This window comes from Arthrobacter sp. B0490, from assembly GCF_002929355.1.
Classification (GTDB): Bacteria; Actinomycetota; Actinomycetes; order Actinomycetales; family Micrococcaceae; genus Arthrobacter_D.
Map to the genome: position 1 here is coordinate 177,678 of NZ_PJIR01000001.1, position 24,556 is coordinate 202,233.

Genomic DNA, 24,556 nt, shown 5'->3' on the forward strand with positions numbered 1-24,556 from the left:
CCCGTGCCGCGTATGCTGGATGCAAACGTATCTAAGGGCCGGTGGAACCGGCAGGAGGCCGGGAAGCAGTGATGGGCGACCAGTCGAACACCGGCACGGGGCAGCCCGGGGCGGCCCGCGACGACGGCGAGGGGATGCCCGGCTCCTCGGTGCGGCAGACGTCGGAGACCTGGGAGTCGCTGTTCCGCGCACAGGTGGGCCTGATGCGCCGCATCCGCCAGGATCCCGTCTTCCGGGAACTGCCCATCGGCGAGTACGACGTCCTGTTCAACCTGAGCCGCTGCCCCGGCGGCTGGACGCGCCTGAACGAGCTCAACCACCACCTCCTGATCAGCCAGCCCAGCCTCAGCCGCATGGTGGACCGCCTCGAGGCCAGGAACCTGGTGCGGAAGCGTCCGGCCGAGGCCGACCAGCGCGGGGTCGAGCTGGCGCTGACGGACGAGGGCAGGGCGCTGCAGCGGCGGATCGGGTCGGCCCACGTGCACCGCATCCAGGACGTGCTGGCGCCCGTCCTGGACGCGGCCGAGATGGAACAGCTCAGGGTCCTCACCGACAAGATCAACGCGCGGCTGGGACAGTAGCGGCGGGGTGCCGGGTCAGCGCAGGGACAGCCGGTCCTCCGGGCGCTCGACGGGCAGGTCGTCCACGGTGGCGGTCACCATCAGACGCGTGAGCTGCAGCGAACCACCCACCGTCGAGACGAACGCGGTGTCGGTGGCGTCCCTGCCTGTCGCGATGCGCAGCATCGACGCCCGCGGGGCGAGGCCCGTCGCGTCCAGCACGTGCCAGGCGCCCTCGACCCACGCCTCCACGACGGCATGGAAGTCCATCGGGCTCAGTCCCGGGGCGTACACCGACGCGAGGCGGGCGGGGATGTCCCGCGCTCGCAGGAGGGCGATCACGAGGTGGGCGTAGTCGCGGCAGACGCCCCTGCGGGCGAGGAGGGTGTCCACCGCGCCGTCGGTGAAACGGGAGGATCCCGGGACGTAGGACAGTTCTCCCGCGACCCAGGTGCGCAGACCCTGGGCGAGGTCCGCTCCCCGCAGGTCGGGGAACACGCTGTAGGCGGTCGGCAGGATCCGGTCGGACTCGGCGTAGCGGCTCGGGCGGACGTAGCGCACGAGGTCGACCTCGTCACGGGGCGCCGGAGCCGCCTGCCCCGTGACGGTCGCGCGGTACCGCACGTCGAGCGAGGAGGCCCGCGGCGTCGTGAGCAGGTGCAGGCGGCTGCCGTCCCTGTCCTGCCGCGTGCGGAACTCGGCCGGTTCTCCGTCGACGAGCACCGTCAGCTGCTCATCGACCGCCTCGTAGGCCTCGGGAGCGGCCACGGCCATCGACAGGACGACCTCGGTGCCGGCGATGGTCGTGGCGTCGAGGTCGGCGGAGACAGTGCGCTGCATGGTTCGTTGCTCCCGGTAGGCGGTCGGTTCGCTCCCAACTCTATGCTGGGGCTGGAGCGGCACCCTCGGCATCAGGCGGGCACCCCCGATCGGGCACGACACCCCATGCAGGAAAGGCACACCATGAGCGACTTCACAGCGGATTCCATCGGCGACCTGACGGGCAGGCGCGTGGTCATCACCGGCGCCAACAGCGGGCTGGGACTGCAGACCGCGGTCGGCCTGGCGAGGAAGGGCGCGCACGTGGTGCTCGCCTGCCGCAACGAGCAGCGCGGACGCGAGGCCGAGGGGCGTGTCCGTTCCCTCACCGGACGCGAGGGCGTGGAGATGAGGGTCCTGGACCTCGCGAGCCTGTCCTCCGTCCGCGACTTCGCCGCCGGCCTCGAGGGGCCGGTGCACGTCCTCGTGAACAATGCCGGCGTTATGGCCACGCCGAAGGCCGCCACGGCCGACGGGTTCGAGCTGCAGTTCGGCACGAACCACCTCGGGCATTTCGCGCTGACCGGCCTGCTGCTCCCGAACCTGCGCGAGGCGGGGGCGGCCCGCGTCGTCACGCTGTCGAGCCTCGCGCACAAGCGGGGACGCATCGACTTCGGGGACCTGCAGTCCCAGCGCCGGTACCGGCGCTGGGGCGCCTACGGTCAGAGCAAGATCGCCAACCTGTACTTCATGGTGGAGCTCGACCGGCGGGCACGCGCCGCAGGGTGGGACCTCACGTCGGTGGCGGCGCACCCGGGACTGGCCAACACCAACCTCACCGCGGGCATGCAGGCGCCCGTGCTCGACGCCTTCGGCGGCTTCCTCCGACTGATGGGCCAGTCCGACGCGGCGGGCGCCCTGCCCACCCTGTACGCGGCGACGGCCCCGGACGTCCACGGCGGCGACTACTACGGCCCGTCCGGCCCGGGCGAGACCCGCGGCGCGCCCCGCCTCGTCGCCCCCGTCCCCCGGGTCCTCGACCGCGACACCGCGGTGAGGCTCTGGAACCGCAGCGTCGAACTGACCGGCGTCGACTTCGCGACCCTCCAGCCCGCCGCCTGACGGGTTCCCGTCAGCTCGCTGCGCCCGCCCCGACCCGCACGGACAGGATCATCTCCCGGACCGTCGCGAACTCCGGGGTGGCGTAGTAGGCCTCCGCCTCCCCGATGGTGCCGAAGGAGACGGTCTGGGGTCCGGTCTCCGCCGGCGCCTTGGGTACCAGCACCTCGAGGTCGCCGAAGCTGAACCGGCCGAGGGCGTCGCTCCCCTGGACGGTGTTGGGCAGTGAGCACGCCAGCCTGTCGGCTCCGCCGACCGTATCGGTGATGCCGTAGGAGCCGAAGAAGCGGAAGCCGGTGATGAGCCGGACGACGAAGCGGGGTTCGATGTCGGTGGTGGCCGGGGCCTCTCCTGTCAGGGGAAGCGGCTCGCTGCCGATGACGTAGTAGGGGGTGCGCTGCTGCTCGGGGCAGGACACCTCGGGCGTGAGGATACCCGTGTGCAGCTCGGCGGCCGTGGTCCCCTCCGGCGTGCGGACCGCGTAGTGCAGCGATCCCGGCGCATACGTGCCCACCGCCGGCTCGAGCGGCTGCACGACCCACGCCTCGGGTAGCTCGAAGCTCACCAGCCGCCCGGGATCGGTGAACACCTTCCATCCGTCGCGGGCCTCCCGCAAGGGTGCGGCCGCGGCTCCGGACGTGCCGGACGCGGACGCGGAGGGCGACGGCGGGGCCGACCCGTCGTCCTGCGGCCCCGAGCAGGAGGTCAGCAGCAGGCAGGCGAGTACCGCGGCGACGAGGGCCCGCCGTCCCCCGCGAACCGGTCGTGCCGGTCGTGCCCGTCGGGCATCCTGCCCGGTGCTTCTGGCCTGCTGCATGACGTCTCCCCCTCGGTCCGGGCCGGTGTCGCTCGGCGTCGCCTGGTGGTGCTCGGTGTCGCCTGGTGCCGCCAGTCTAGGCTCCGGTGAGGCTGCCGCCGGACCGGGCCGCGCCGAGCGAGCGGACGGCCCGCACGGACGCGACGACGGCACCGGCGGCGGCCTCCAGGTCGTCGGGGGTGGTGGCCTGGGTCCACGAGAGCCGCACGGCGGTGGACGCGGTCTCCTCGTCGAGGCCGAGCGCCAGGAGCACGGCCGAGGGTTCGGTGGAACCGGCCGCGCAGGCCGACCCGCTCGAGCAGACCACTCCGCGGCGCTCGAGCTCCAGGAGCACCGCCTCGCCGTTGACGCCCGGGAAGCAGAACGAGGCGAGGTTGGCGAGCCGGTGGTCCGGGTCCCCCGTCAGGACCGCCCCGGTCACACCGGCCAGGACGGAGGAGACCAAGGCGTCCCGCGCCGTCACTGCCGCGACGCCCGCCGCGGGCAGGGAGCCCTGCGCCAGCTCGAGCGCCCGCGCGAGGCCCACGGCGCCGGCGACGTTCTCCGTACCGGACCTGCGCCCGCGCTCCTGGCCTCCGCCGTGCAGCACGGGTTCGCACGGCGTCCCGCCACGCAGGTACAGCAGCCCGGTGCCCTTCGGTGTGCCGAGCTTGTGCCCCGAGAGGCTGAGGGCCGTGACCCCGAGGCGGCCCACCTCGAGGGGGAGCCACCCTGCGGCCTGCACCGCGTCGGAGTGGAACGGGACCCCAGCGCGACGGCACACGCCGGCCAGCGCCTCGACGTCCTGGACGGTACCCACCTCGTTGTTCGCGTACATCACGGTGCACAGCGTCGTGGAGTCGTCGAGCGCGGCGGCCAGCGTGGACTCGGCGACGAGGCCGGTGCCGGAGACGGGCAGGAGCGTGATGCGGAAACCGTGGAACCGGCGGAGGTAGGCGAGGACGTCGAGCACCGCCGGGTGCTCGATCGCGCTCGCGACGATGTGGCGCCCCCGCGGGGCGGCCAGGGCGATCCCCTTGAGCGCGAGGTTGTTGGCCTCGGTCCCGCCCGAGGTGAAGACGATCTCCGAGGGCCGGCACCCGAGCAGCGCCGCGATCCGGGAGCGGGCCCGCGAGAGCTCCGCGGCGGCGGCCTCGCCGTACGTGTGGTGGCTCGAGGGGTTGCCGAAGGTCGCGGTCAGGAGGGGCCACATCTCCTCGAGCACCTCACGCCTCGCGGGGGCGGTCGCCGCGGCGTCAAGGTAGATCATGGGGGCCACCGGCCGGACCGGCCTGCTGGGTGAAGTCCAGGCCGAGGTCGAGGGAGCGGACGCTGTGGGTGAGGGCCCCCGCGGAGATGATGTCCACACCGGTTGCCGCGATGGCCGCCACGGTGTCGAGCCGGACGTTGCCGCTCGCCTCGACGAGGGCGCGTCCCCCGATCAGGCGTACACCGGTGGCGAGGTCGTCCAGTCCGAAGTTGTCGAGCATGATGGTGTCGACCCCTGCGGCGAGGACCGGTTCGAGCTGGTCCAGGCGGTCCACCTCGACCTCGACGTGCACGGTGTGCGGCACCCGGGACCGCACCGCCAGCAGGGCCTCGGTGAGGGCCCCGGGGCCGTCGACGGCGAGCAGGGCGAGATGGTTGTCCTTGACCATGACCGCATCCGACAGGCTGGACCGGTGGTTGGACCCTCCGCCGCACCGGACCGCCCACCGCTCGAGTGTGCGGAGCCCGGGCGTTGTCTTGCGTGTGTCGACGATGCGCGCACCCGTGCCCGCCGCCGCGTCCGCGAACGCCCGCGTCAGCGTGGCGATCCCGCTCAGCCGCTGGGCGATGTTGAGTGCTGTCCGTTCCGCCGTGAGGATCCCCGCCGCCGGTCCGCTGATCCCGGCGAGGACGTCCCCGGCGTCGAACCGCGAACCGTCGGCCCGCGGGAAGTCCACGCGGATGCGTGGATCCGTGAGGCGCATCGCGGCCTCGATCGCGCCCGTGCCGCAGAGGATCCCCGGCTCGCGCGCCGTGATGGTCGCCGTGGCCTCCAGGTCGGGGTGGATGAGCGCCTGGCACGTGATGTCGCCCCAGGGCGCGTCCTCGGCGAGCGCAGCGGCGACGATCGCGTCGATCAGGTGCTGTGGTGGCGGGGGTGGTGGTACGGCGGTGCTGAGCGGCTTGCCGGCGGCCGGCGTCATGGCGTTGCTCCTCGTGTGGCTCGGACATAGGACCGGCTCGGGACGGGGTGGCCGGGTGCTGCTTGGGCCCGGTCCTCGCGGAAGTGCGCGCCGCTGGACCGTTCCCGGTCCGCTGCCGCGTGGACGAGCAGCCGCGCGCACAGCAGGAGGTTCGCCTCCTCGGGATCGGTGCCGGGGTGGTAGGACGCGAGGTGCTTGCGTGCGAGGTCGAGCCCATCCTGCGTGCGGAGGATCCCTGCATGGTCGGACATCAGCACCTGCAGGTCCCGTCGCCTGAACGACTGCGTCGGGGTCCCGTCGGCGTCCAGCTCGAGGGCCTCGGCGTCGAAGCGGGGTACCGCTCCCCCGCCGGCGGTGATCGCCTGGGCGCAGCGGGTGCCGAACACCACTCCTTCGAGCAGGCTGTTCGAGGCGAGCCGGTTGGCGCCGTGCACGCCCGTGCACGCCACCTCCCCGACGGCGAAGAGCCCCGGCACCGAGGTCCTCCCCTCGGTGTCGGTCCTGACGCCGCCCATCCAGTAATGGGCAGCGGGCACGACGGGCACGGGATCGGCGGACCAGTCGAGTCCGTGCCGGGCGGTGAGCGCCGTGAGGGAGGGGAAGCGCCTGGCCAGGAAGGCGGCTCCGAGCGCCGTCGCGTCGAGCCGGACACGCGGGCCCCGTCCCGTCGTCCGGTCGGTGAGCTGGGAGGTGAGCCGGGGGGCGAGCCGGGAGGCGATGGCGCGGGCAACGACGTCGCGCGGTGCGAGGTCCCCGTCGGGGTGGTGGTCCGTCATGAACGCGCGTCCGGTGTCGTCGACGAGGCGGGCGCCCTCGCCGCGGACCGCCTCCGAGATGAGCGGGTTCCCCGGGACGTCGAGGGAGGTGGGATGGAACTGGAAGAACTCGAGGTCGGCGACCACGGCGCCCGCCCGCCACGCGAGCGCCACGCCGTCGCCCGTGCTGATGACCGGATTCGTGGTGTGTTCGAAGAGCTGTCCCGCGCCTCCGGTCGCCAGCACGACGGCGTCGGCCTCGATCTGCCGCTTCCTCCCTCCGCTGAGCGCCTCGACGCCGGTGGCACGCGGCGCGCCGCCCCGTGTGCTGCCCGGTGGGCCGTCGAGCAGCACCCGCGTCACGAGGGTGTCCTCGAGGACGCGGATCCCCTCGTCGGCGCGGACGGCTGCGACGAGTGCAGCCACGAGACCGGCGCCGGTGGCGTCGCCGCCGATGTGCAGGATCCTCGCGGCGGAGTGGGCGGCCTCCCTGCCCCGGGCCAGCGAAGCGCGGGCCGAACTGTCCCCGGAGTTCCCGGTGTCCCCGGTGTCGAAGACGACCCCCGCCCGTTCCAATGCCCGGACGCCGTCCGCGGCACCCCGGCAGAGGACGGCGACGGCGTGAGGATCGGCCAGGCCGGCTCCCGCCGCCAGCGTGTCGGCGATGTGCGCCTCCACCGAATCCTCGGCCGGGTCTCCTGCCGGATCCCCCGCGGTGCCGGCCGGGCGGTCGCCCGAGCGGCGTGGCACGACGGCTGCGATGCCGCCCTGCGCGTACCGGGTGTTGCTCTCGGCGAGGGCGGCCTTGCAGAGCAGGAGGACCTCGTGGTGCGGATCGAGGCGGCGGAGCACCAGGGCGGTCTGCAGCCCGGCGACCCCGGCGCCGACGACGGCGGACCGGCGGACCGGACGATCGGTGCCCTGCCGCACCGGACCGGGGCGCCCCGGCGTCATGGCTGGACCGCGAGCATCCGGTTCAACGCCACGCGGGCGGGAACGGCGACGCTGTCGGGGACACTGATCCGGTTGAGTACCCGCCCCTCGACGAGCCCCTCGAGCACCCACGCCAGGTACCCGGGATGGATGCGGTACATCGTGGAACACGGGCAGATGACCGGGTCGAGGCAGAAGACGGTGTGCTCGGGGTGCTGTGCGGCGAGCCGGGTCACCATGTTGATCTCCGTGCCGACCGCGAACGTGCTCCCGGGTGCGGCCGCTGCGATCGCCTTCCGGATGTAGTCGGTGGAACCCGACTCGTCCGCGGCGTCCACCACGGCCATCGGGCACTCCGGGTGCACGATCACGCGCACGTCCGGGTGGTCGGCGCGTGCCTTCTCGATCTGGTCCACCGTGAAACGCCGATGCACCGAACAGAAGCCGTGCCAGAGGATCACGCGCGAGTCGCGCAGTGTCTGCTCGTCCGTCCCTCCCCAGGGCTTGCGGGGATTCCACATCGGCATCTGCTCGAGCGGCACGCCCATCGCCTTGGCCGTGTTGCGGCCGAGATGCTGGTCCGGGAAGAACAGGACGCGGCGGCCCCGCTCGAAGGCCCATGCGAGGACTGCGGCGGCGTTCGAGGACGTGCAGACGATTCCGCCGTTCTCGCCGCAGAACCCCTTCAGCGCGGCCGATGAGTTCATGTAGGTCACGGGGATGACGGGCTGGAGTCCGTCGGCGTCCTGCCCGGATCCGAAGAGGGCGGTCAGCTGCTCCCAGCACTCGGAGACGGAGTCGATGTCCGCCATGTCGGCCATGGAACAGCCGGCCGCCAGGTTGGGCAGGAGCACGGACTGCTGCGGCGTCGACAGCATGTCGGCCGTCTCCGCCATGAAGTGGACGCCGCAGAAGACGATGGACCGGGCGGCGGAGCGCTCCGTGGCGGCGCGGGCGAGCTGGTAGCTATCCCCCACGAAGTCTGCGTACCGGACCACCTCGTCGCGCTGGTAGAAGTGCCCGAGGATGACCACCGACTCCCCGAGCGTGTCCTTCGCGGCGAGGATGCGGCGGTCGAGCTCGTCGTCGGAGGCGTTCCTGTACTCCTCCGGGAGTTCCCCCTGCCGGGGGGTGGCCGGTGGGGCGGGATCGTGCAGGGAGGCGCCGGGCCCGTAGCTGGGCATGGGGAGGGCATCGAACGCCCACGGGTCGCGGGCGAGCTCGGGCGAGCAGGTCGTGGGTGCTGCTGCGGCACCGGCCCCGCCTCGTGGGACGAGCTGGATGGTGGTGGTGACGGACATGTGCATCTCCCTGGGTGGGGCCGGCAGGCTTCGGTCGGCGGCGTGATCGGGGCGGTTCGGGGAACGAGGAGACCGGGAGGGACGACGGGCGACCGGGACGGTCGGCCGTCTACGCAGGTCCCGAGGGGGGCTCCGCGACAGGCGATCCCGTGTAGCGGTAGAGGCGGGGTGGCCGGTTGCGTCCGCCCTGGAGCACCTCCTCCGTCGCGGCGATGTCCTTCGCCGACCGGAACTGGCGCCGGAAGTTGGCCGGGTCCAGGTGCCGGCCGAGGACGGCCTCGTACACTCCCCGCAGCTGGGAGAGCGTGAACCGATCACCCAGGAAGTGGTAGGCGACGGATCCGTATTCGATCTTGCCGCGCAGCCGCTGCAGCGCGTAGGCCACGATCTCGTCGTGGTCGAAGGCGAGGCCGGCCGCCTCGGATGCGCGGAACCACCTGACGTTCTCCGACTCCCGGGCCAGGCCGGCCTGGTCCGGGCGGACGAGCGCCCAGTAGACGATGGACACGACGCGCTGCGTGGCCGCACGGTCCAGCCCGCCGAACGCGTAGAGCTGCTCCAGATACGTCGGCTCGAGGTCCGTCGTCTCCCTCAGGTTGCGAGCCGCTGCGTCCTGCAACGATTCGCTTCCGCCGAGCGGTCCGCCGGGTAGCGCCCACTTGCCGAGGTGGGGTTGCCGGACCCTCCGGACGAGCGGAAGCCAGATCTCCTGGCGGCCCGAGGAGGGGTCCGAGCGGAGCGCGAAGATGACGATCGAGATGGCGAGGGCAGGTGCCTGCGCCTGGCGCTCCGTGACGTTGGCCGAGCTGTGCATACCCGGTCCTTCCGTCTGCTGGGGGCTGGACCGACTTAGGGTCTACATGACTATAACTCACCGACGGACGGGTGGGTAGCTACCCCGCCCTCCTCCGGACCACCGGGCCCACGGACCGGTGTCGGGGGTCCGGCGCAGGGATCAGGGGGTTGTACCACCGCCGGGAAGTGTCTAGAGTCGCAGGCGTCGGCCCCCGGGCCGCGCGGTGGGGATGTGTTCGACGGCGCACATGTCTCCGCCGCCCTTACGATGGGGTGCATGGACCATCACGCTGTACGGAACGTCGAGGGCGTCGACCCCCACCTGTCCATCACGCGCAGTTCCGCCGCCTCGCCGCTTCCCCTGCCGCCCGTCCTCCTGCTGCACGGCTTCGGCTCGTCGTCACGGCAGAACTGGCTGGACACCGGCTGGGTCCGCTACCTCAACGAGGCCGGTCGCAGTGTCATCGCGGTGGACCTCCCCGCGCACGGCGACAGCGCTGCGCCGGAGGACCGCGGCGCGTACACGCCCAGTCGCATGCGCGCGGACATCCTGCAGGCCCTGTTCGACGAGCGTGTCCTGCCCCTTCGCGACGGCGATCCGACGTCCGGCGTCGACATCATCGGCTACTCCCTGGGATCACGGCTGGCCTGGGAGTTCGGTGCCACGCAGCCCGAGATCGTCCGGAGGATGGTGCTGGGCGGTCCCGGCACCGCGGATCCCCTCGCCGACTTCGACCTCGACGGCGCCGAGCGATTCCTGGCCGGAGGGCCTCCTCCGCAGGACCCGACGACGGCCGACCTCCTGCGCATGGCCCAGGCCGGGGAGCAGGCCGACCTCCCCGCGCTCCTGGCGATGGTCACGGCCATCAAGACCGAGCCCTTCGACCCGCAGGCCGCCGTGCCCAGGATGCCGCTGCTCCTCGTCGCCGGGGACCAGGACGACTACGCCGGCGGTATCGAAGACCTTCGCCGGTGGGCAGCGGACGCCGCCGTCACGACACTGCCCGGCCGGAACCACTCCAACGCCATCACCGCCAGGCTCTTCAAGGACGCCGCGCTCGACTTCCTCTCCTGAGCACCCCGGGGTGCCTGCAGGCACCCTGATCGAGCCTCGGTGACACGGAGCGGGTCGTACTGGAGTCCGACACCGGGGACCATCCCGCCCCCTCGTGAGCAGCGTTCCGACCGGGCGGGATCGCCGGTCCCGCACCGTCGCGGACGGACACGCGCGATCATGGCCGTCCCGCTCCGCGGACCCGACTCCTGGTTCCTGCGGAGACCGACGGAGGGGTCTGGCATCGCCGCGTGTCGCACCCGGCCCGGATCACCGGGGCGGCCGGTGATCCGGGCCGGGTCGTACCCGGTCCCGCCGGGCGGGTTCCGGGTCAGGCTCCGTCGCCGTCGTCCTCCTCCGGCTCGAAGTTGCTCGGCTCGTCGGTGGATCCCGCGGCCACGCCGTCCGCGCTCGCCGGGATGGTCCCTTCGGGGCCGGCGCCCTGCGCCTCGTCGGTGCCGTCTCGTTCAGTGCCTTCGGTACTCATGGGTCCTCCTACAGCTCGGATGTCCTCCGATCCTATGCTCGGCACAGGGGAAGGAACAGCACGCCGACCCGGCGCAGCCCACGTGCTATGCACCTCTGCGCAGGATCCCTCAGGCGGTGCCCTGTGCCGCCTGCGTGATCCTCGCGGGCCGTAATGCGACGGCGGAGACGACGCCGAGGAGAAGCAGCACGCCGGCCGCCGACGCCGGGACCACCGCGGCGGCGGCCGCCCCTGTCGATTCCGCGAGCGTCCCGGCGAGCGCCGAACCGATGGCCGTCCCGGCCACGATCCCGCTCGCGAGCAACGTCATGACGGTGCCGAGCCGGTGCGCGGGAGCGACGTCCGAGCCGATGGAGAAGATGGTCACCATGGTGGGTCCTACGAAGATGCCGAGGACCAGCAGCACGAGGACCATCGCGGCGATCGAGGCAGGAAGTGCCAGCGCGGCCGCCGCCACCGCCATCCCTGCGGCGGAGGCGATCCAGCGGCCGGTGTGGCTGAAGCGGGGGGACCAGTAGGCCACCGACAGGGCTGCGACCGCCGAGCTGAGGCCCATCACGGCATAGAGCAGTCCCGAGGACTCGGCGGAGCCGAAGTGCCCGGTGAAGGCTGTGAGGAAGGTCTGCGTGGACCCGAAGAAGGTGCCCATGGCGATCATGCCCGCCACGGGGAGCAGGACGAGCGGGGTCCGGCGCCGGGGGGACGTGTGCTCGCCGAGGGCGACGTCGTCGTCCGCGGGTGCCGGGGCCGCGTCGCTGAAGGCGACGGTCCGGTGCACCGCGAACGCGCTGACGAGGGTGATGGTGAGGGCGGCGGCCAGCGCGAGCGGCAGCCAGGGCGCGATCGCAGCGGCGAGCAGTCCCACCAGGGCGGGGCCGAGGACGAAGGTCAGCTCGTCGGCCGTTCCTTCGTAGGAGAGGGCCGTGTCGAGGTCCGAGCGGTTCCCGCCGCGGGTCATCGCCATCCACCGGACCCTCGCGAGGGGACCGATCTGCGGACAGGTGAACCCCATCGCGAAGGCGGCCGCGAGGACGAGGGCCAGCGCGCCTCCGGTGAAGCGTGCACTCGTGAGTGTCACGACCAGCAGTCCCGCGATGGCCAGGGTGTTGAGGACCGCCGAGACGAGCAGCACGATGCGCTGGCCGCGCCTGTCCGCGAGTACGCCGAGCACGGGGGCGCCGAGCGCCGAACCGATGCCCACGGCGCCGGCGGCGAACCCTCCGGCCGCGTACGAGTCGCTGGCGGTGGTCACGAGGGTGAGGGCGCCGACGGTGAGCATCGCCAGGGGAAGCCTGGCGAACAGGCCCAGCACGAGGAAGGACGTGCCCGCGAGGCGCGGCAGCACACCGAACCTGCCGAGGCGTGACCGCCCGGGGCGGTCGAGGCGTGGCGTGGGGGACGGTTCAGGGGACGGGGATTCCGCCGAGGCGGGCGTCGGGTTCTTGTACATACGCTTTCCGGGTGCATCGAACGCGCATCGTCCCCCCTCCCGATGCGCCCGACCCGGTAACGCCCCGAGTTTACACGCTCGCCGGCTGCTCCACGAGGCGCAGGATGGAGCCCTGCCGTCCCTTCACGACCTGCAGCTGCGCGCTGACGCGCTGCTTGAGTTCGGGCACGTGGCTCACCAGCCCCACCACGCGGCCGCCGCTCCTCAGCCCCTCGAGCGCATCCATGACCTGCTCGAGCGCCTGGTCGTCGAGCGAACCGAAGCCCTCGTCGACGAAGAGGGTCTCGATGTCGAGCCCACCCGCCTCCTGCTGCACGACGTCCGCCAGTCCGAGCGCCAGGGCGAGGGACGCCATGAAGGACTCGCCGCCCGAGAGGGTCGAGGTGTCCCGCCGGTTGCCCGTCCAGCCGTCGATCACGTTCAGGCCCAGCCCCGATCGCTTGTTGCCCGCGGTGGCGTCGCTGTGGACCAGCTGGTACCGACCGTCGGACATCTGCAGGAGGCGCTCGGTGGCCGCGGCCGCCACCTGCTCGAGCCTCGATGCGAGGACGTAGGTCGCGAGGGACATCTTGTAGAGGTTCTCCCCTCCACCGCGTGCGGTGTCGGCGACGGCAGCGACCAGATGCGCCCGGTGACGCAGGGGCGCGACGTCGCGCTCGAGGTCCCCGAGCTGCCGGGCGTAGGTCTCGAGCTGGGCGACGGACTGGCCGAGCACCTCCGCCCGGATCCCGGCCCGGTGCGCGCGGACCCGGAGATCCTCGGCGGCGGTGCCGGCACGCTGCTCGTCGTCCTCGGACGGCGGCTCGACGCCGTCCCGTTCCTCGAGGAGGGTCTCCTGGACCGCTGGATCCTCCCAGGCGGCGTCGAGGCGGTGGCCCCGGATCTCGTGGTCCCTGACCTCCTGCCCGATCCGCGCACGGCCGTCCCCGGGCAGGAGCGCGGCGCGGGCCTCCGACGCCGAGGCGAAGGCGGTGGCGAGCAGCGCCTCGTCGAGGCGCTGCCGGTCGTCGGCATGGCGTGCGGCGGCACGGGCGACGTCGTCGAGCGAGTCCCGGACGGCTTCGAGGCGGTCGTGGGCCAGCTGTACCTGCCCGATGCGCTCCACGAGGGACGTCGCCCCGGACTGCAGACCGGCGAGCCGCTGCACCAGGGCGGCCTCCTGATCGAGGAGCGACGACCTGCGTGATTCGGCGGCCGCCCGTTCCGCCCGGAGCCCGTCCCGCAGCCTGCCCGCCGTGTCCTCCTCCGCGACGGACGTCCGGATGCGCTCCTCGATGGCCGAGCACTCGGCGGCGGCCGACTCGGCGTCGTCGACCCTTCCGCGTGCCGCGCCGGTCGCCGCGGCCGCGTCCTCCGGTGAGGCATCACCCCCGCGGGCGGCGAGGTCGGCCGCCTCGAGGCGCAGCCGGTCCCGCACCTCCCGGGCGTCGTCGCGGGCCTTCTCGGCCCGGGACTGCAGTCGGCGCGCTGCCTGCTCCTGCTCCAGGGTGATCCGGGTCCCGCCCGGGGAGGTCACCGGTGCCGGGTGCTCGCAGCTGCCGCACACCGGGCACGGCTGCCCGTCGCTGAGCTGCTCGGCGAGTTCCTCGGCGGACTGTTCGAGGCGGAGCTGCAGCGTGTCGAGCCATTCGGTCTTCCTCAGCAGGAATTCCTCCGACGCCGTCTCGTGGGCGGCCTCCGCCTCGGTGCGACGCCCGGCCGCTGCACGGTACTTCCGGACGATCTCCTCGGCGGCCGTCGCCGCGGCGAGATCGGCGTGCAGGTGCGTCAGCCCGTCGGCCGCGAGGCGCAGCGGGACGAGGCTCCCGGTGTCCGCGGCACGCGTGCGCTGCAGACGGTCGATGGCCTGGACGGTCTCCGCGATCCGCCGGTCGAGGCCGTCCAGGGCTGCGTCCTCGGACTGCAGTGCCGCCCGGACGTCGAGCAGCCGGTGCTCGTCGGGCAGCGCTGCGCGAAGGACGCCGAGGGCCGACGACGACGCGGCGCACGCGTCGGCCAGGGCGTTCCGCGGGACGACGTCGGCGCCGAGGACGTCGGGGTCGAGGAACTCGGCGGCGGCGAGGTCGTCCTGCAGGCCGTCGAGGGCCGTCCGGTGGAGCGAGCGGGCCCGTTCGACGGCATGGGCGCCGTCGTCGTCGAGGTCGAGCAGGGCCGCGAGGGCCTGCGCCTGGTCATGGCGACGCAGGGAGGCGATGAGGCGGTCGATGTCCGCGGCACGGCCGTCGTGCTCGGCCCGTTGCACCCTCAGCTGGGCCAGCGCTCCGAAGCGGCTCCGCCGTCGTCGGATCTCCGCCAGGGTGCCGTCCGCGAGGGCGCTCGCCTCCGCCAGTTCGAGGCTCTCGAGGGCGGCGAGGTCGCGGCGCTCCGACAGGGCTGACGACAGGGCCTCCAGGGATGCCGTCCAGTCCGCTCCCGCTTCGAGCGAGGTCCCGGCGCCGAGGTCGTGGCGTTCGGCCTCGTCGATCGCCCGGAGGAGGAGGTGGCGCTGACGGCCCTCCTGCTCCGCGAGCTCCCGGCCGACCCGCTGGCTCTCGTCGGCGAACAGGCGCTCGAGATCCTCGAAGCGCGTCGTCGAGAAGAGCCTCTGCAGCAGTTCCCGCCTCGGCTTGGCATCGGCGCGCAGGAAGGCCGCGAACTCGCCCTGGGGCAGCATCACCACCTTGGTGAACTGTTCCTTGTCCATGCCGAGGAGCCCCTGCAGCTCGAGCCCGGCCTCGTCGTTGCGAGCCGATTTCTGCACCCAGTCGGGGCCGATGCGCTCGCTGAGGAGCGTGCGTGCCTGTTCCGTCGTCGTACCGCCGCCCCGCCGCGAGGGCCGGTCCCAGGCCGGCGACCGGACGACCCGGAAGCGTCGGTCGGCGACGGAGAACTCGAGGGAGACCTCCGGGGCGACGCTCTCGGCCGCATGATCGCTGCGCAACCTCTTGGCCGCCTGGCGCGCCCCGGGGACGGAGCCGTAGAGCGCGAAGCACACGGCGTCGAGCACGCTCGACTTCCCCGCGCCGGTGGGGCCGTTGAGCAGGAACAGGCCCTGCGCCGACAGCGCGTCGAAGTCGACGCTCTGCCGGTCGGCGAAAGGCCCGAACGCCTGGATCTCGAGGTGGTGCAGTCTCACGGGTGCGTCCTACCGTTCATGGGCGAGGCTGAGGGCGGCGTCGACCGTCTGCCGGACGAGCGCCTGCTCCTCCGGGGAGGCCTTCCGGCCGCGCACGTGCTCGAGGAATCCGCAGCAGATGTCGGCGTCGTCCCGCGCGCCGGCGATGCGCTCGCTGTACGTGCGGACGTCGCTGCCGGCTCCTCCCTCGGGGTCGAAGGCGAGCACGAGCGTGTCGGGGAACCGCGACCGCAGGCGCTCCATGGCGCGGGCGGGACGTTCGGGATCGGTGAGGGTGACGTGGCAGTAGGCCGTCTCCGCCCACTCGAGGTCGGCGCGGCCGAGCAGGTCGTCGAGCCGGCCGCTGAGGACCGCGAGGTCACGCGGTGCCGGCCACTCGACCGCACGGACGTCGCACACCCCGTCCGCGTCCACCTCCAGGAGCCATGCCCCCTTGTTCTGGTCGACCTCCGAGAAGGAGTAGGCGAGGGGCGAGCCCGAGTACCGCACGGAGTCCGAGAGCCTCTGCCGGCCGTGGAGGTGGCCGAGCGCGCTGTAGTCGAAGCCGTCGAAGAGGGACAGCGGTACGGCACCGAGTCCGCCGATCGCGAGGTCCCGTTCGCTGTCCGTGGGAGCCCCGCCGGCGGCGAAGGTGTGCGCCATGACGACCGACACGACGCGCCGGTCGGCCGCCCGCCGTGCGAGGTCCTCGCGGATGAGGTCGAGGGCGGCACCGGTCACCGCCGTGTGGGTCGCGGCATCCGCCTGCAGACCGTCCGCCACCACCCGGGGTTCGAGGTAGGGGATGCCGTAGACGGCGAGTTCGGCGTCCTCGCCGAGCGGCCACGTCACCGGGACCGCGATGTCCTCGACGCGCGTGCGGAGGTGCACTCCCCCACGGGAGAACAGGCGCCCGCCGAAGCCCAGCCGGGTCGCCGAGTCGTGGTTCCCGCTGCTGAGGACCACCTGCGCGCCGGCGACGGTCAGGCGGTCCAGTGCCTCGTCGAGGAGCGCGACGACGTCGACGGCGGGCAGTGCGCGGTCGTAGACGTCCCCGGCGACGAGGACGACGTCGACGGCCTCCTCGCGGACCGTCTTCTCGAGGCTGTCGAGGAAGATCCGCTGGGCGTCGAGGGTCCCCGTGCCGTGGAAGGAACGGCCCAGGTGCCAGTCGGACGTGTGGAGGATCCTCATGATTTTCACGCTACCGCCGCACGCCGACATTGTCGGCATCCGCGCGCGGCGGGCTTCGCGACGTCCCTACCGGACCGGCCCCGTCGTCCCCGGGCCGTCCTCGCTGGACCGCCCCTGCGGGCGGTCGTGCCTCGGGGTGTCGAAGAACGACGCCGCGTCGCCGTCCGGCCCGTCCCTGCGCTGCGCGGGGTGGTCCCCGCCGACCGGGGCGTGCTGGGTGGTCGGTGCCGCCGCGACCGGGGCGTGCTGGGTGGTCGGTGCCGCCGCGACCGGGGCACCCCCGGCGTCCCGGACGCCGGTGGAGCCGCTCGCGGAGTCGATGCTGCGGTAGATCAGTCCCGCGATCAGGCCGCCGACGATCGGGGCGGCCCAGAACAGCCACAGCTGCTCGAGCGCCCAGGACTCGGCGAAGACGGCCGAGGCGGTGGCGCGGACGGGGTTGATGCCGCCGTTCGTGACCGGCAGGAGGAACGAGAGCAGTCCCGCGTAGGTCAGGCCGACGGCGAACGGGGCGAGGTCGCGCCGGGCGCGCCGGGAACCGGCTCCGAGGAAGACCGCCACGAGGAGTGCCGTGGCCACCACCTCGAGCAGGAAGGCGCTGGTCAGGGGGAACTGGGCGGCCGAGTGCTCGTCGAAGCCGTTGGAGGCCGAGCTGAAGAATCCGCTGATGTCACTGAGTTGTGCGTTGGCGCTGAGCACGAGCCAGATGAGCCCGGACGCCGCGACGGCGCCGAGTACCTGAGCCACGACGTACGGGGCGACGGACTTCCAGTCGGTGCGGCCCGCCACTGCCGAGGCGATGGTGACGGCGGGATTGAAGTGTCCGCCCGAGACGTACCCGAAGGCGATCATCGCCGCGACGACGGCGAAGCCGAACACGAGCGTGGGCTGGAGCGCGGTCTCCGTCGCCAGCATGGTCGCGCCGAGTCCGGCGAGGAGGACGAGGAACGAACCGGCCCCCTCGGCGATGGAGCGGGCGGCCAGGCCGGGGGCCCGTACCGGGTCGTCGGACCCATCGGTGGAGGACACGCCGGTGGAGGGCCTGCCGGTGGAGGACACGGCGGGGGTGGACGCGGCGTCCGCCGTCGCTCCGGCCGGCGTCGTGGGATGGGACATGGGAGCGGGATCCTTTGATCGTGCCTGCAGGGAGCTGCCCGGTGCCCGGGCCGCCGACAAGCCTTCCATCCTAGTCTGCATGGCGGCTGGGAGCAGGTGCGCGGCCCCGCCCGGGCACGCTCCCTAGACTGGGACGGTGACGACCCAGAGCTCCGAAGACGCCTCCACCGCCGCCGCGACCACGACCGCCGCCGGGGACGACCCGATCGGCTACGAGGACCGCGTCCTCGGGTGCCTCCTCGGCACGATGGCCGGCGACGCGTACGGCGTCCTGTCCGCGGTGGGGGACGATCCGGACGCCGCCCTCGACGACCCCGGGGCGCAGGTCGTCTCGGACGCGACGCAGCTCACGCTGTACACCGTGGACGGCCTGATCGACGCGCTGGAGTGGGCCAACGACGGCGTCGCCGCGGACGAGACGGCCTGCCTGTGGCTCGCCTACCTGCGCTGGCTGGAGCGGCAGGGCGAGCGCCTCCCGGTGGGCGCTCCAGCGCCGCCCGCGCGGTGGCTGGACCGCCAGGAGGACCTGCTGCCCGTCCATGACGCCGATCCCGACACCGTGCGGGCGCTCCTCACGGGCGAGATGGGGACGAGGGCGCGTCCGCTCAATCTGCAGGCGCAGGGCCCGGGGGCGCTGATGCGTTCCGCCCCCTTCGGCCTGGTGCCGCGCATCCCCGCGAGCATGGTCGAGCGGCTGACGGTCGACGGCGCGGCGCTCACCCATGGCTCCGCCGCGGCACGGGGCTCCGCCGCCCTCTTCAGCGGCATCATCCGGTCGCTGGTCATCGAGGGCGTCGGTCTCCAGGAGGCGGTCGGGGCCGTCCGGGCGGAGGAGCATCACCTGGCCCCCGGCGCCGGACCGGCCGACGGGAGCCCGGGCGACGGCGCGGACCGCGGGACCGCGGCGGGGGGGACGACGGCGGCCGGGACGTTCGAGGCGGCGCTGCAGGCGGTCCTCGAGGGGGCGGCCGGATCGCCGGCGCCGCGCGGACAGCTGGCGGCGGCGCTGGCCCATGCGGCGGCAGCGGGCAGGCCGGATGCCTCGCCGGTGGTCGCGGCGTCCCTGGCGGGCGCGATCATGGGCGCGCTCCACGGCACGCAGGCCCTTCCCGCCGGCTACCTCGACGCTCCCGGGATGCCGGCGGTCGTCAGGACGATGGCGCACACCCTGCTCACCGCGACCACCGGTTCCTGAGGCGATGCGCGCGGGGGAAGGTAGGCCCGACGGACGCCTCCGGGCCGCGCCCGGGTGGGACCCCGCGGCGCTCCCCCGGCTGCCCGGCCGACGCATCCTCGTCACGGGCGGCAACGCGGGCCTCGGCTACTTCGCCTGCGAGCAACTGGCGGGCGCCGGCGCCAGCGTGGTCCTCGCCTCGCGGAACGGCGACAGGGCGGGCCGGGCGATGGACGCCATCCGCGATCGGCACCCGGACGCCGATGTCTCGTTCCAGCCTCTGGACCTGGCCGACCTGTCGTCGGTACGGGACGCCGCCGCGGCCATCGCGGCGGGCCCGCCGCTCGCCGGACTGCTCGCGAACGCGGGCGTGGTCGGTTCGGCGGAACGCCGCACGACGGCGGACGGCTTCGAACTCCAGTTCGGCACCAATCACCTCGGCCATTACGCCCTGATCGCCTCGCTCCTCCCGGTGCTCTCCTCCGCAGGCACCCGGATCGTCCACCTGGGGAGCATCAGCCACCGCTGGGCGCGCCTGACGCCGTCGTCCCTCCAGCCGTCGTCGTACCGGAATGCGAGCGCGTACGCGACGTCGAAGCTGGCCGTCATGGCGTTCGGCTTCGAACTGGCGCGCCGCCTCCACCTGACGGGCAGTCCCGCGACGAGCGTCGTGGCCCATCCGGGGTTCGCCCTCGGCATGCTCACGCCGCCCCGGCCCGGCGTCGAGGCCCACAGACCCGCCGCCGGGTGGAGGCGTCGCCTGATGAAGCCGGTCGCGCAGGGGAAGGACGACGGCGCGTGGCCGCTCGTGCGGGCCACGGTCGACGCCGGGATCCCGAACGGCGCCTACTGCGGCCCCGACGGCTGGTTCCAGCTCAAGGGGCGGCCCGGCCTCGTCCCCGCGGAGCCCCGTGCCCGCGAGAGCAATGCCGCCTCGCGGCTCATCGACCTCTCCGCGAAGCTCACGGGGATCGACCTGCGCTTCTGAGGGGCTCGGTGCCTACTGGCTGGCGGCCGGCCACCGCCCGCCCGTCATCTGCAGGAACTCGGCCTCCGACAGGACCTCGATGGCCTGGCCCCGCTCGTGCAGTTCGAGCACGCGGCGCGCCTTGCCGGTCACGCGCCCGTTGCGCAGGTCCGAGGCGACGAAGCCGTCGCCGACCACCAGCACGGTCGTCCTGCGTGTGACGGAACTCGCGGGCTGGGCCCCCAGCCGCGCCGCGCGCTCCTTGGCCTGCGGACGCGGGATGCCGAGGTTCCCGGTGAAGACGACCGTCTGTCCGTAGAGCGGGTGCCGCGGGTCGGCCTGGGCATTCGCGTGCGGGTTCCCGCCCTCCTCCGGCCAGCCCGCCCAGCCCCCGGCGGACGTCCCGCGTTCGAGCGCCGTCCGCGTGGCCTTCGACAGCTCGTCGATGCCCGGCGCGTACGGCTCGGCCCGCGACAGCGGCAGGTTGTGGTGGCCCAATACGTCCTCGACGGTGGCGGCGCCGTACCGGCGGGCGATGTCGATCATGATGCCGGCGCACGCGCGGGCGTCCTCGACGGCGTCGTGGTGGTTGACCAGCGGGACGCCGGCGGCCTCCGCGACGAACGGCAGGGAGTAGGAGGGCAGCGAGTAGCTCCTGCGCGACAGCACGACGGTGCAGGCGTAGTCCCAGGCCGGTCCGGCCAGGGCGGACACCTCGAGCGCGGAGCGGATGACGCCGAGGTCGAAGGCCGCGTTGTGGGCGACCAGCACGTCCGGGCCGATGAAGCCGCCGATCTCCGGGAACAGGTCCCCGAACCGGGGGGCGTCCTCGACCATCGTCGAGGTGATGCCGTGGATCGCGATGTTGCGGGAGTCGAAGGAGTCGTGACCGACGGGTGGCCGCATCAGCCAGGATGCTTCCTCCACGATCCGCCCGTCCCTGACCTTGGTCAGTCCGACGGCGCACGGGGACCCCCGGAAGCCATTCGCCGTCTCGAAGTCGATGGCCGTGAACGCGATTCCCACCTCGCCAGTTTACCGCCGTGGGCCGGGCGTTCACGCAACGTTCATCGCGGAGGCGGCACATCCCCGGGCAGACGGCCCTACCCTGAACCATGGCCCGTATCGACAGCTCCCGCAGGTGGTACCTCTTCGACTATGGGAACGTGATCTCTACGGCCCCCACGCCCCAGGACTGGGACCTGCTCGCGGAGGCGACCGGGGCGCAGGACCTGCAGGAGTCCACCTCCGCCTACTGGCAGCACCGCTACGCCTACGACGCCGGATCCCTCGCCTCCGAGGAGTACTGGTCGCTGGTGTGCGGCGAGCGCGTGGAACGGGTGAGATCCGCGTGGCTCGACGTCCTCGACGGCAACCAGTGGTCACACCCCAACCTCGAGACCCTCGACGTCCTGGAGGACCTGGATTCCCGTGGTGAACAGCTCGCGCTGCTCTCGAACATGCCGGCGGCCATGGTGTCGCAGCTCTCCTCCGCACCGTGGACCCGGCTCTTCCGCCACCTCTTCTTCAGTTCGTCCCTGAGTCTGGTCAAGCCCTCGCCCGCCATCTTCGAGCAGGTCCTGGCCGAACTGTCGGTCGACGCGGCCCAGGTCACCTTCATCGACGACGCCCCCGCGAACGTCGCGGCCGCCCGTGCCCTCGGCATCGACGCCCGGCTGTTCGATGCGTCGTCGGACCTGTCCCGGATGCTGTCACAGCCGGCGGACGCCGGGGTCCCGACGGCGCTCGGGTAGGCAGGCACGGGGTCGGCGGGAACCCGGTCCCGCACGAACCGGGTCCCGCACGAGCCCCGGAGAGGACCGGCCGCGCGGGTCAGCCCGCCGGTACGGGACTCGGGCCTGACGCCCACCCGGGACCCCGGCCGGGAAGGAGGAAGTCGAGCACCGCCTCCACGCCCCGGACCTCGGCCGTCCAGTCGGGCCGGCGGAAGTCCTCCCTGGCGAGCAGCAGGTTCTGCTGCGTCTGCACCTCACCCCGGCGGGCCTCGACGAGCGCGGTCCCGTTGAGGGAGTACCCCAGGCGCCGGGACACGCCGAGCGACGCCCGGTTCCAGTCGGCCGCCTCCGATACGGCGGACGTCGCGCCGAGGTGGTCGAACGCGCACTGCAGCACGGCGGCCCGCATCTCGGTGCCGAGGCCCTGTCCCTGCACCGAACGCGTGAGCCAGGAGCCCGATCCGACGCGGCGCAGGAGCGGGAACCGCCGTGCCATGAGGTCCTGGACGCCGATCACCCGGCCCCGGTGCAGCACGGCGAAGTTGATCGTCCAGTCGTCGGGGCCGACGCCGGCCCGGGTCTTCCACTGGTGCCGCGCCGTCTCGGGGATGAGGACGTCGCGCGGCGCATCGGTCCACGGGAAGCTGAACGGCATCTCGGCGGGATCGTGGATCCCGTCGAGGACGGCGTCGACGAGCTCCGGCAGGTGCTCGTCACGCACCGGCGTCAGGACGAGGCGGGGCGTCGTGATGACGAGCCCGAACAGCGGCCACACGCGGACCAGCGGGTCGGTGCCGCCGTCCGCCGTCGCCGCTCGCGGGGTCACCGGGCCCGCTTCGCCGCCCGGTGCTTGCGCACCTTGGTGACGACGAAGTAGACGGCGAACAGCACGACGGCGACGATCACGATCTTCTGGAAGGTGTTCGCGTACTGCTCGACGATGTGCCAGTTCTCCCCCAGGTAGAACCCTGCCATCACGAAGATCGTGTTCCAGATGAGGCTGCCGGCCGTGGTGAGCAGCAAGAACTTGCCCAACGGCATGCGCTCGATCCCGGCGGGGATCGAGACGAGGCTCCGGAAGAGCGGGATCATCCTCCCGAAGAAGACCGCCCGGTATCCGTGCCGTTCGAACCACGCCTCCACCCGGTCCACGTCCTCGAGGTCGATGAGCGGGACCTTGGACACGAGCCGCCGCATGCGGTCGCGTCCCAGCCAGGCCCCGAGCGCGTAGAGCGCGTACGCGCCGACCACGGAGCCGAGGGTGGTCCAGAGGATCGCCTCGAACAGCGAGAAGTTCCCGCGGCTCGCGGTGAAGCCGGCCAGCGGCAGGATGACCTCGCTCGGCAGGGGCGGGAAGAGGTTCTCCAGCGCGATCGCCAGCCCCGCCCCGGGGGCACCGATGGTCTCCATGAGGTTCACGGCCCAGTCGGTGACGGCGCCGAGGGCCGAACCGTCCGACGACGTGGTCGCCGTCGGGACGTGAATGGCCTGGGCGGCCTGGACTGTCTGATTGATGCTCACGGTGATTTCCGTCCCTCTACTGGTCCGTCCTGGCGGGCGGCGTACGTGCCGTCCGGGCTGGTGGTGCTCATCTGGGTGCTCCGCGGTGGGCAGGGCAGCCGGGCGCTCAGCGTAGTGCTTCGACGAGGTGCGGCAGCAACGCCCTGAACGCGATGCCCCGGTGGCTGATGGCGTTCTTCTCGCCCGGTGCGAGCTCGGCGCAACTCCGGTCCAGTCCCTCGGGAACGAGGATGGGATCGTAGCCGAACCCACCCGTGCCGCGCGGGGCTGTCAGCAGCGACCCCCGCAGTTCGCCCCGCTCGGTGGAGCTGCCGGCCGACGCTCCGGGAGGGTGTGCGAGGGCCGCGGCACAGACGAAGGCCGCGCCCCGCCGCTCGTGCGGGATGTCGGAGAGCTGTGCCAGGAGGAGCTCGAGGTTCGCGGCGTCGTCACCGTGCCGCCCCGCCCAGCGTGCCGAGAAGATCCCCGGGGCGCCGCCGAGGACGTCGACGGCGAGGCCCGAGTCGTCGGCCACGGCGAGCAGGCCGGTGGCCCGGGCCACCTGCTCCGCCTTGAGCAGTGCGTTCTCCTCGAAGGTCACGCCACTCTCCACCACGTCCGGTGCCCCCGCCGTCTCGGCGTCGACGACCTGCGTGTCGACGTCGAGGCCGGGCACCTGCCCGCGCAGCAGCTCGCGCAGCTCCCTCAGCTTCCCGGCGTTGCGGGTGGCGAGGACGAGCCGGGGCTGCGGCGCGTCAGACACCCTGGGAGTCCCGGAGGGTGTCGATCTGGATCTGTGCGAGCTGCGCGGTGCCGAGGAGGGCGAGGTCCAGCAGGGCGTCGAGCTCCGCGCGGTCGAACGGCGCGCCCTCCGCCGTGCCCTGCACCTCGACGAACTTGCCCGAGCCGGTGACCACGACGTTCATGTCCGTCTCAGCGCGGACGTCCTCGACGTAGGGCAGGTCGAGCATGGGGACGCCGTCGATGATGCCGACGCTGATGGCGGCCACCGTGTCGGTGAGGGGGGATGCCGAGGCGGGGATGAGCTTCTTGTCCTTGGCGTACCGGATGGCGTCGGCGAGGGCGACGTACGCGCCGGTGATCGCGGCGGTCCGCGTCCCGCCGTCGGCCTGCAGGACGTCGCAGTCGAGGACGATCGTGTTCTCCCCCAGCGCCTTCGTGTCGATGATGGAACGCAGCGAGCGGCCGATCAGTCGCGAGATCTCGTGGGTCCTGCCGCCGATCCTGCCCTTGACGGATTCGCGGTCCGAGCGGGTGTTCGTGGCGCGCGGGAGCATGGCGTACTCGGCGGTCACCCAGCCCTTGCCCTCCCCCTTGAGCCAGCGGGGGACGCCGCTGGTCAGGCTCGCCGTGCAGAGGACCCGCGTGTTCCCGAATTCGATGAGCGCCGACCCCTCGGCCTGCGTGGACCAGCCGCGCGTGATGCTGATGTTGCGCAGCTGGTCGGGCGTCCTGCCGTCCGCGCGCAGCACGGGAGGCCGGGTACTGGCGGAGGGCGGCACGGGCGTGGAGTTCGCGGAGGTCATGATTTCCAGTCTAGACGCGGACGCGCA

Annotated in this window: 23 protein-coding genes; 6 read left to right on the plus strand and 17 right to left on the minus strand. The window is 72.9% G+C overall.

Going from position 1 to position 24,556, the window contains the following annotated elements:
• The first annotated feature begins 71 nt into the window (after positions 1 to 71).
• The gene (locus CXQ97_RS00855) at positions 72 to 581 is read left to right on the plus strand and encodes a MarR family winged helix-turn-helix transcriptional regulator (RefSeq protein WP_306739440.1); all 510 of its coding nucleotides are present in this window, start codon (positions 72 to 74) and stop codon (positions 579 to 581) included.
• A 15-nt stretch (positions 582 to 596) separates the two neighbouring features.
• Here the strand turns inward: CXQ97_RS00855 and CXQ97_RS00860 are convergent, their stop codons facing one another.
• A complete protein-coding gene (locus tag CXQ97_RS00860; RefSeq protein ID WP_104178959.1) occupies positions 597 to 1,400 on the minus strand; it encodes a transglutaminase family protein in 804 nt (267 codons plus the stop codon).
• Positions 1,401 to 1,523: 123 nt separating this feature from the next.
• Between CXQ97_RS00860 and CXQ97_RS00865 the strand changes: the two genes are divergently transcribed.
• Positions 1,524 to 2,441 carry an oxidoreductase gene (locus CXQ97_RS00865; RefSeq protein ID WP_104178960.1) on the plus strand — a complete coding sequence of 306 codons (918 nt, stop codon included), beginning with the start codon at positions 1,524 to 1,526 and terminating at the stop codon, positions 2,439 to 2,441.
• Positions 2,442 to 2,451: 10 nt separating this feature from the next.
• Here CXQ97_RS00865 and CXQ97_RS00870 read toward each other — a convergent pair whose 3' ends face one another.
• The 6 genes from CXQ97_RS00870 to CXQ97_RS00895 all read right to left on the minus strand — a co-directional run bounded on the left by CXQ97_RS00870 (position 2,452) and on the right by CXQ97_RS00895 (position 9,229).
• Positions 2,452 to 3,255 (minus strand): hypothetical protein, encoded by an 804-nt coding sequence (locus tag CXQ97_RS00870; protein WP_104178961.1) that lies wholly within the window; start codon positions 3,253 to 3,255, stop codon positions 2,452 to 2,454.
• 76 nt (positions 3,256 to 3,331) lie between these two features.
• The gene (locus CXQ97_RS00875) at positions 3,332 to 4,504 is read right to left on the minus strand and encodes a cysteine desulfurase family protein (protein WP_104179339.1); all 1,173 of its coding nucleotides are present in this window, start codon (positions 4,502 to 4,504) and stop codon (positions 3,332 to 3,334) included.
• A complete protein-coding gene (gene nadC / locus CXQ97_RS00880) occupies positions 4,491 to 5,426 on the minus strand; it encodes a carboxylating nicotinate-nucleotide diphosphorylase (RefSeq protein ID WP_104178962.1) in 936 nt (311 codons plus the stop codon). The genes CXQ97_RS00875 and nadC overlap by 14 nt, the downstream gene beginning before the upstream one ends.
• A complete protein-coding gene (nadB, locus tag CXQ97_RS00885; protein ID WP_104178963.1) occupies positions 5,423 to 7,135 on the minus strand; it encodes an L-aspartate oxidase in 1,713 nt (570 codons plus the stop codon). The genes nadC and nadB overlap by 4 nt, the downstream gene beginning before the upstream one ends.
• Positions 7,132 to 8,415, minus strand: a complete 1,284-nt coding sequence (gene nadA, locus CXQ97_RS00890) for a quinolinate synthase NadA (protein ID WP_104178964.1) — start codon at positions 8,413 to 8,415, stop codon at positions 7,132 to 7,134. The genes nadB and nadA overlap by 4 nt, the downstream gene beginning before the upstream one ends.
• A 109-nt stretch (positions 8,416 to 8,524) precedes the next feature.
• Complete coding sequence (locus CXQ97_RS00895; protein ID WP_104178965.1) at positions 8,525 to 9,229, minus strand: NUDIX domain-containing protein; 705 nt, start codon at positions 9,227 to 9,229, stop codon at positions 8,525 to 8,527.
• Positions 9,230 to 9,487: 258 nt separating this feature from the next.
• Here CXQ97_RS00895 and CXQ97_RS00900 point away from each other — a divergent pair, with 258 nt between their 5' ends.
• Positions 9,488 to 10,285: an alpha/beta fold hydrolase gene (locus CXQ97_RS00900; protein WP_104178966.1), complete on the plus strand. Its 798-nt coding sequence runs from the start codon at positions 9,488 to 9,490 to the stop codon at positions 10,283 to 10,285.
• 310 nt (positions 10,286 to 10,595) lie between these two features.
• On the opposite strand, the gene CXQ97_RS19715 is transcribed toward CXQ97_RS00900, so the two are convergent.
• The 5 genes from CXQ97_RS19715 to CXQ97_RS00920 form a co-directional block, all read right to left on the minus strand.
• A complete protein-coding gene (locus CXQ97_RS19715; protein ID WP_181034932.1) occupies positions 10,596 to 10,751 on the minus strand; it encodes a hypothetical protein in 156 nt (51 codons plus the stop codon).
• Between the two features lie 109 nt (positions 10,752 to 10,860).
• The gene (locus CXQ97_RS00905) at positions 10,861 to 12,201 is read right to left on the minus strand and encodes an MFS transporter (RefSeq protein ID WP_104178967.1); all 1,341 of its coding nucleotides are present in this window, start codon (positions 12,199 to 12,201) and stop codon (positions 10,861 to 10,863) included.
• A 70-nt stretch (positions 12,202 to 12,271) separates the two neighbouring features.
• Positions 12,272 to 15,316 (minus strand): AAA family ATPase, encoded by a 3,045-nt coding sequence (locus tag CXQ97_RS00910; RefSeq protein WP_104178968.1) that lies wholly within the window; start codon positions 15,314 to 15,316, stop codon positions 12,272 to 12,274.
• A gap of 9 nt (positions 15,317 to 15,325) precedes the next feature.
• Positions 15,326 to 16,489 carry an exonuclease SbcCD subunit D gene (locus CXQ97_RS00915; protein WP_104178969.1) on the minus strand — a complete coding sequence of 388 codons (1,164 nt, stop codon included), beginning with the start codon at positions 16,487 to 16,489 and terminating at the stop codon, positions 15,326 to 15,328.
• 66 nt (positions 16,490 to 16,555) lie between these two features.
• Positions 16,556 to 17,605, minus strand: a complete 1,050-nt coding sequence (locus CXQ97_RS00920; protein ID WP_104178970.1) for an aquaporin — start codon at positions 17,603 to 17,605, stop codon at positions 16,556 to 16,558.
• Between the two features lie 136 nt (positions 17,606 to 17,741).
• Here CXQ97_RS00920 and CXQ97_RS00925 point away from each other — a divergent pair, with 136 nt between their 5' ends.
• Complete coding sequence (locus CXQ97_RS00925) at positions 17,742 to 18,800, plus strand: ADP-ribosylglycohydrolase family protein (protein ID WP_104178971.1); 1,059 nt, start codon at positions 17,742 to 17,744, stop codon at positions 18,798 to 18,800.
• A 4-nt stretch (positions 18,801 to 18,804) separates the two neighbouring features.
• Positions 18,805 to 19,767, plus strand: a complete 963-nt coding sequence (locus tag CXQ97_RS00930; protein ID WP_104178972.1) for an SDR family NAD(P)-dependent oxidoreductase — start codon at positions 18,805 to 18,807, stop codon at positions 19,765 to 19,767.
• 12 nt (positions 19,768 to 19,779) lie between these two features.
• Here the strand turns inward: CXQ97_RS00930 and CXQ97_RS00935 are convergent, their stop codons facing one another.
• Positions 19,780 to 20,772 (minus strand): exonuclease domain-containing protein, encoded by a 993-nt coding sequence (locus CXQ97_RS00935; protein ID WP_104178973.1) that lies wholly within the window; start codon positions 20,770 to 20,772, stop codon positions 19,780 to 19,782.
• Positions 20,773 to 20,912: 140 nt separating this feature from the next.
• On the opposite strand from CXQ97_RS00935, the gene CXQ97_RS00940 reads away from it, so the two are divergent.
• Positions 20,913 to 21,500, plus strand: a complete 588-nt coding sequence (locus CXQ97_RS00940; RefSeq protein WP_258062112.1) for an HAD-IA family hydrolase — start codon at positions 20,913 to 20,915, stop codon at positions 21,498 to 21,500.
• 79 nt (positions 21,501 to 21,579) lie between these two features.
• On the opposite strand, the gene CXQ97_RS00945 is transcribed toward CXQ97_RS00940, so the two are convergent.
• The 4 genes from CXQ97_RS00945 to rph form a co-directional block, all read right to left on the minus strand.
• The gene (locus CXQ97_RS00945) at positions 21,580 to 22,308 is read right to left on the minus strand and encodes a GNAT family N-acetyltransferase (RefSeq protein ID WP_258062113.1); all 729 of its coding nucleotides are present in this window, start codon (positions 22,306 to 22,308) and stop codon (positions 21,580 to 21,582) included.
• Entirely contained in the window at positions 22,305 to 22,967 is a 663-nt protein-coding gene (locus CXQ97_RS00950) for a DedA family protein (RefSeq protein ID WP_258062172.1), read from the minus strand. The genes CXQ97_RS00945 and CXQ97_RS00950 overlap by 4 nt, the downstream gene beginning before the upstream one ends.
• A 142-nt stretch (positions 22,968 to 23,109) precedes the next feature.
• Complete coding sequence (rdgB, locus tag CXQ97_RS00955) at positions 23,110 to 23,745, minus strand: RdgB/HAM1 family non-canonical purine NTP pyrophosphatase (RefSeq protein WP_104178975.1); 636 nt, start codon at positions 23,743 to 23,745, stop codon at positions 23,110 to 23,112.
• Positions 23,738 to 24,529 carry a ribonuclease PH gene (gene rph, locus CXQ97_RS00960; RefSeq protein WP_104178976.1) on the minus strand — a complete coding sequence of 264 codons (792 nt, stop codon included), beginning with the start codon at positions 24,527 to 24,529 and terminating at the stop codon, positions 23,738 to 23,740. Before rph ends, rdgB begins: the two co-directional genes overlap by 8 nt.
• Positions 24,530 to 24,556 lie beyond the last annotated feature (27 nt).

Coding starts and splice junctions, on each gene's coding strand:
- CXQ97_RS00855 (WP_306739440.1), top strand. CDS start 72: ATGGGCGACCAGTCGAACACCGGCACGGGGCAGCCCGGGGCGGCCCGC.
- CXQ97_RS00860 (WP_104178959.1), bottom strand. CDS start 1,400: ATGCAGCGCACTGTCTCCGCCGACCTCGACGCCACGACCATCGCCGGC.
- CXQ97_RS00865 (WP_104178960.1), top strand. CDS start 1,524: ATGAGCGACTTCACAGCGGATTCCATCGGCGACCTGACGGGCAGGCGC.
- CXQ97_RS00870 (WP_104178961.1), bottom strand. CDS start 3,255: ATGCAGCAGGCCAGAAGCACCGGGCAGGATGCCCGACGGGCACGACCG.
- CXQ97_RS00875 (WP_104179339.1), bottom strand. CDS start 4,504: ATGATCTACCTTGACGCCGCGGCGACCGCCCCCGCGAGGCGTGAGGTG.
- nadC (WP_104178962.1), bottom strand. CDS start 5,426: ATGACGCCGGCCGCCGGCAAGCCGCTCAGCACCGCCGTACCACCACCC.
- nadB (WP_104178963.1), bottom strand. CDS start 7,135: ATGACGCCGGGGCGCCCCGGTCCGGTGCGGCAGGGCACCGATCGTCCG.
- nadA (WP_104178964.1), bottom strand. CDS start 8,415: ATGTCCGTCACCACCACCATCCAGCTCGTCCCACGAGGCGGGGCCGGT.
- CXQ97_RS00895 (WP_104178965.1), bottom strand. CDS start 9,229: ATGCACAGCTCGGCCAACGTCACGGAGCGCCAGGCGCAGGCACCTGCC.
- CXQ97_RS00900 (WP_104178966.1), top strand. CDS start 9,488: ATGGACCATCACGCTGTACGGAACGTCGAGGGCGTCGACCCCCACCTG.
- CXQ97_RS19715 (WP_181034932.1), bottom strand. CDS start 10,751: ATGAGTACCGAAGGCACTGAACGAGACGGCACCGACGAGGCGCAGGGC.
- CXQ97_RS00905 (WP_104178967.1), bottom strand. CDS start 12,201: ATGTACAAGAACCCGACGCCCGCCTCGGCGGAATCCCCGTCCCCTGAA.
- CXQ97_RS00915 (WP_104178969.1), bottom strand. CDS start 16,489: ATGAGGATCCTCCACACGTCCGACTGGCACCTGGGCCGTTCCTTCCAC.
- CXQ97_RS00920 (WP_104178970.1), bottom strand. CDS start 17,605: ATGTCCCATCCCACGACGCCGGCCGGAGCGACGGCGGACGCCGCGTCC.
- CXQ97_RS00930 (WP_104178972.1), top strand. CDS start 18,805: ATGCGCGCGGGGGAAGGTAGGCCCGACGGACGCCTCCGGGCCGCGCCC.
- rph (WP_104178976.1), bottom strand. CDS start 24,529: ATGACCTCCGCGAACTCCACGCCCGTGCCGCCCTCCGCCAGTACCCGG.